The sequence below is a fragment of the Bartonella sp. AD328YNZD genome, assembly GCF_042196425.1.
The window spans coordinates 1-4,358 of sequence record NZ_JBHIQG010000209.1; the positions used below are offsets into that span (position 1 = coordinate 1).

A 4,358-nucleotide genomic window follows, 5' to 3' on the forward strand; every position below is an offset into this window, starting at 1 on the left:
TTTGGGAACGACAACCCCTTAATACTGCTTAAAACAATGCAAGAAAAATGTGAGAAAACCCCCTTGTAATATAGGAGAAGAATTTATAAATAAAACGTTAACTTTTGTGTTTCTTATAGAGAACATAATGATATATAAAAATAGGAGAAAAATTCGTTTCGTTTATTCATAATTCAATCAGATCGCTTCATCACGCAGTAAAATTTCCCATCATTTAGTCAAGTTTTCCCACGTTTCAATCAATTGAATGGAAGGTGACTGTCTTTTTTTGTGCATAGTATAAGAAAATGAAATCATAGCGCTCTTTAAATTCAAATAGTTATAAAAATAAACCAACATTTTATATTAATAGCCAGCAATATTGAAAGAATACAAACAGTGAAATATAGCGGAACCGTCGAAGACCTTAAAAATATAGTTAAAACAGCTGGATATAAAATCATAGAAGTTAAGTCTCTATCACTTAATTCTTCTAGAGGATATCAGATCAAAACCTCCGAAGGAGGCGTTATTAATTGGTATGAAAGCACAGGAACAATCAACGTTCAAGGCAAAGAAAACATAAAACAAAAGCTAACAGAAGATTTAGCAAAGCATCTAGAAGAAACATCAACGATTCCTTCCTCAAAAACTGCTTCCAATCCTTCAAATAAAAAAATTTTTATTGTTCATGGTCATGATTATTATGCCTTAACGGAGCTTGAAAATGTTCTTCTCAAGCTTGGTCTCGAACCATACATCTTACAAAATACGAGTGGCAATGGTTTACCCATCATTCAAACTTTGAAAAAAGAAATTTGTGACAGTTCTATAAGTTTTGGTATTGTACTCCTCACGCATGATGACATGGGTTATGCTATATCTCAAGGTGCAGAAAAAATTCAACCCCGTGCACGACAAAACGTTATTTTCGAAATGGGCATGTTAGCTGCCGCACTTCCTCTTGAGAGGATTGCTATTCTACAAAAAGAAGGCATTGAAATGCTTTCAGATATTAATGGAATTATATACCTTCCTTTTAAAGAACAGGTAAACGAAACATTTACCAAACTTATTAAGCGCTTAAAAGAAGTTGATTTCTCTTTTAATACAGATACAATTCATGCATTAAATTAAATTTGAATAATGCTTATGTTTATTTTTTAAAGCGCACGCCTAAAACCACGTAGCACCCCACCACATTCCACAGACACACCCATTCTATAGGCTCAAAGAAACGATTACCCTCACCCTTTTTCAAACAGCAAGCAATTGTGCAAATTTAAATGAAGAGACCGCGTGTGAATTCATTACCGTGAAAGAAATCATTTTAGTCTCTTTGATAAACGCGGGGCTGTTGTCATAATTTTGATGGACTTGCAAAGTTTAAGAGGCAGCCTCTCATTCGATTAAAGAAAAATAGGAAATTCACGTCGGGCATGTACTACAGCTACAATTTCGATTTGATTTGCAGCTACTCGATACAATATAAGGTAATTTGGATGCGCTACAATTTCTCGTAATCCTGATACCTTCTCACTCTGTCTGTATAAATATGGATGTTCAGCCAATGGCAGTACGGATGCTTCCAAAAACCTTTTCATTCGGCGCGCAGCAGATGGATTTTCGCGAGCAATATAAGTTAAAATCTGACGCAAATCGTCGCGCGCCGAAGACAACCAAACAACCGGAAGCATCACTTTTTCTGTTCAGCTTCAAGCTGACTGATTATAACTTCCATTTCAGCCATAACCTCATCATGCGGAATAGGAGGATATGGATTTGCAAGACTGCTCGCTACCTTATCGCGCAGCCATGCAGTGTAGCTGCTTTCCTGTTCAACGGTTTCGAACTCTGAAATTAGCGGAGAAAGGGTGGTCTTCATAATATATGTCCTTTCTATTCCTGAATATTGAAGATAATTACTCTTGGCTATGTTGTCAATACTAGCGAATTGAAAATGTTTAACTTTTAAGCGTCCAAAGTTCTTTTGATCTTGAAACTTAAGGCTTTTTACCCCTCTCAAAAAACACGGGGCTGTTGTCATGATTTTGGTAATTATTCCAGAAAGGTTTAAGAGGCAGATAGCCTCTCATTAAAAAACAAATTTTGTAAGTAAAAAACTATTTTTATTGTAAATTTCCTGAAATTACTTTATGAATTAAAAGATGTTTTGGTCGCATACGCAACGACCAAGAGGGTCTTGAAAGCCCGAAAATCTAAACATGAATTTACCCCACTTTGTGGGTATCCCGGAATTCCGGGAGTTTTTGCTATGTCCAGGTGTTCTCAGCACTAAAAGCAAAAAAGGCTGATTTGAGTTCAGTATTTTCAAGCTCCCGGAATACTCATGCGAGGGCGCTCGCGACCGGCGGGGGGCTTTAAAATGCAAACCAGAGATCTTGATAACGACATTTTCATTGGCAAAAAAATTCGTTTGAGACGAAAAATGTTGAAGATGTCTCAAAAAACATTAGGTCAGCACTTAGGTGTCACTTTCCAACAAATCCAGAAATATGAAAACGGCTTAAATCGTGTCAGTGCAGGACGATTAAAGAGAATTTCTGATATCTTGGATGTTCCCATTGCCTTTTTTTATGCGGATATCATCACAAAACAACAGCCCCCATATCTTCATGATGAAATCGCATCAAGCACAGAAGAATATCTGCTACTCAAAAGATTTAGAGTTTTACCAACGGTAAAAAAGAAAGCTTTTTTACAGCTGATCTCTGATGAGAATGCAAGCTAATATCACGCGATAGCATGCGCTATTCATAATCCCCCTTTGTGAATACTTTATTGCTTGAAGGCAAAACATACCACCTCTCTGTTTTAAGAAACGACACGTTAAGAGACACTATTTTAATTTTTATTGTAAATTTCTTGAAATTACTTTATGAATTAAAAGATGTTTTGGTCGCATACGCAACGACCAAAAGGGGCCTTGAAAACCCTAAGTTCTAGCGTAAAGATGAACCCACTTTGTGGGTATCCCGGAATTCCGGGAGTTTTTGCTATGTCCAGGTGCTCTCAGCACTAAAAGCAAAAAGGCTGACTAGAACTCAGTATTTTCAAGCTCCCGGAATACTCATGCGAGGGCGCTCGCGACCGGCGGGGGGCTTTAAAATGCAAACCAGAGATCTTGATAACGACATTTTCATTGGCAAAAAAATTCGTTTGAGACGAAAAATGTTGAAGATGTCTCAAAAAACATTAGGTCAGCACTTAGGTGTTACTTTCCAACAAATCCAGAAATATGAAAACGGCTTAAATCGTGTCAGCGCAGGGCGCCTAAAGAAAATTTCTGATATCTTGGATGTTCCCATTGCCTTTTTTTATGCGGATATCTTAACAAAACAACAGCCCCCATACCTTCATGATGAAATCGCATCAAGCACAGAAGAATATCTGCTACTCAAAAGATTTAGAGTTTTAACCTCGATAAAACAGAAAGCCATTTTACAGTTACTCGCTGATCGGAATGAGAACTTTTAACATCATGATACAGAGCACTATACTCTCTGTTCTTGGCTTTCTTTCCACACTTCAAAGGACGAAAATCCCTTTCCTATCCGGTTGGTAAACAATCCTGTTTCTCAAGAACTGCTTCTTCTTAGCTTCCCATTTCATATGGTTCGTTTCACAAGATTGTATGGACAAGCCCTCTTTTGAAGATTTACCACATACTCTTATAAAAACACTATATGGTAAATTTTACACCTTACAGTACTACAGCTCAAACAATAGCATTTTACAGTACAACAGGATAAGCACTCATGCGTATTTTTCAAAAAGCGCCCCTCAAAAAGCAATGCTTGAAAATTTATTTGGTTGATCTGGAGCAGTATACGCATCATTTTATAAGGATGATGAAGGATGTAATCTTAACATGTAGGTGCAAAAGATCGCCTTTTTATCGCAATCACTAAAAGTAAAAGTTTATTTAAAATAGGCGCTGCAAGAGGCACTACAAGAAGCCTTAAGTTAAGGCTGGAACCATTATTTATTGATGAATTACCGCTTGAGTGAAAACCGATATGTTGTTAATAAAGTTATGGACAGAATTGCTGTTATTTCAATGTAAGAGCTTTGCAAAAAAGAGCAACAATAAGTAAGGGGAATTAAAGATGTTAAAATATTTATTGTTGTCACCAGTTGTGTTGGTGGCTGGTTGCGCATCTGTAGGGAGTTATTCATCAAATTATGTTGATCAAAGTCTTACAAAGCGTCAGGCACAATTAGTCGCTAACAAATTTATTAGCGATATCAAGAGACCTCTACCACCAGCTACAACCACACTTCTTATAAAGAAAAATAATACAGCAGACAACTTTACTCCTGTATTTATCAATCTGTTGCGACAAAATGGATATAAT

5 protein-coding genes and 1 pseudogene are annotated in these 4,358 nt (G+C 36.7%); 4 read left to right on the plus strand and 2 right to left on the minus strand.

Going from position 1 to position 4,358, the window contains the following annotated elements; genetic code table 11:
* The first annotated feature begins 378 nt into the window (after positions 1-378).
* Positions 379-1,116 (plus strand): TIR domain-containing protein, encoded by a 738-nt coding sequence (locus ACFIO3_RS09235; RefSeq protein WP_375606547.1) that lies wholly within the window; start codon positions 379-381, stop codon positions 1,114-1,116.
* A gap of 272 nt (positions 1,117-1,388) precedes the next feature.
* On the opposite strand, the gene ACFIO3_RS09240 is transcribed toward ACFIO3_RS09235, so the two are convergent.
* Both ACFIO3_RS09240 and ACFIO3_RS09245 read right to left on the minus strand, forming a co-directional pair.
* Positions 1,389-1,676 (minus strand): type II toxin-antitoxin system RelE/ParE family toxin, encoded by a 288-nt coding sequence (locus ACFIO3_RS09240; RefSeq protein WP_375614508.1) that lies wholly within the window; start codon positions 1,674-1,676, stop codon positions 1,389-1,391.
* Positions 1,676-2,026 carry a hypothetical protein gene (locus tag ACFIO3_RS09245; RefSeq protein ID WP_375704357.1) on the minus strand — a complete coding sequence of 117 codons (351 nt, stop codon included), beginning with the start codon at positions 2,024-2,026 and terminating at the stop codon, positions 1,676-1,678. The genes ACFIO3_RS09240 and ACFIO3_RS09245 overlap by 1 nt, the downstream gene beginning before the upstream one ends.
* Positions 2,027-2,329: 303 nt before the next feature.
* Between ACFIO3_RS09245 and ACFIO3_RS09250 the strand changes: the two genes are divergently transcribed.
* The 3 genes and pseudogenes from ACFIO3_RS09250 to ACFIO3_RS09260 all read left to right on the plus strand — a co-directional run.
* On the plus strand, positions 2,330-2,731 hold the full coding sequence (locus ACFIO3_RS09250; protein WP_375615029.1) for a helix-turn-helix domain-containing protein: 402 nt from the start codon (positions 2,330-2,332) through the stop codon (positions 2,729-2,731).
* 341 nt (positions 2,732-3,072) lie between these two features.
* The gene (locus tag ACFIO3_RS09255) at positions 3,073-3,477 is read left to right on the plus strand and encodes a helix-turn-helix domain-containing protein (RefSeq protein WP_375614074.1); all 405 of its coding nucleotides are present in this window, start codon (positions 3,073-3,075) and stop codon (positions 3,475-3,477) included.
* 632 nt (positions 3,478-4,109) lie between these two features.
* Positions 4,110-4,358, plus strand: a pseudogene (locus ACFIO3_RS09260) (hypothetical protein); the annotation flags it as partial.

Excerpts from the sequence above, each read along its gene's own strand:
- ACFIO3_RS09255 (WP_375614074.1), top strand. The coding sequence starts at position 3,073 with ATGCGAGGGCGCTCGCGACCGGCGGGGGGCTTTAAAATGCAAACCAGA.
- ACFIO3_RS09250 (WP_375615029.1), top strand. The coding sequence starts at position 2,330 with ATGCGAGGGCGCTCGCGACCGGCGGGGGGCTTTAAAATGCAAACCAGA.
- ACFIO3_RS09240 (WP_375614508.1), bottom strand. The coding sequence starts at position 1,676 with ATGCTTCCGGTTGTTTGGTTGTCTTCGGCGCGCGACGATTTGCGTCAG.
- ACFIO3_RS09245 (WP_375704357.1), bottom strand. The coding sequence starts at position 2,026 with ATGACAACAGCCCCGTGTTTTTTGAGAGGGGTAAAAAGCCTTAAGTTT.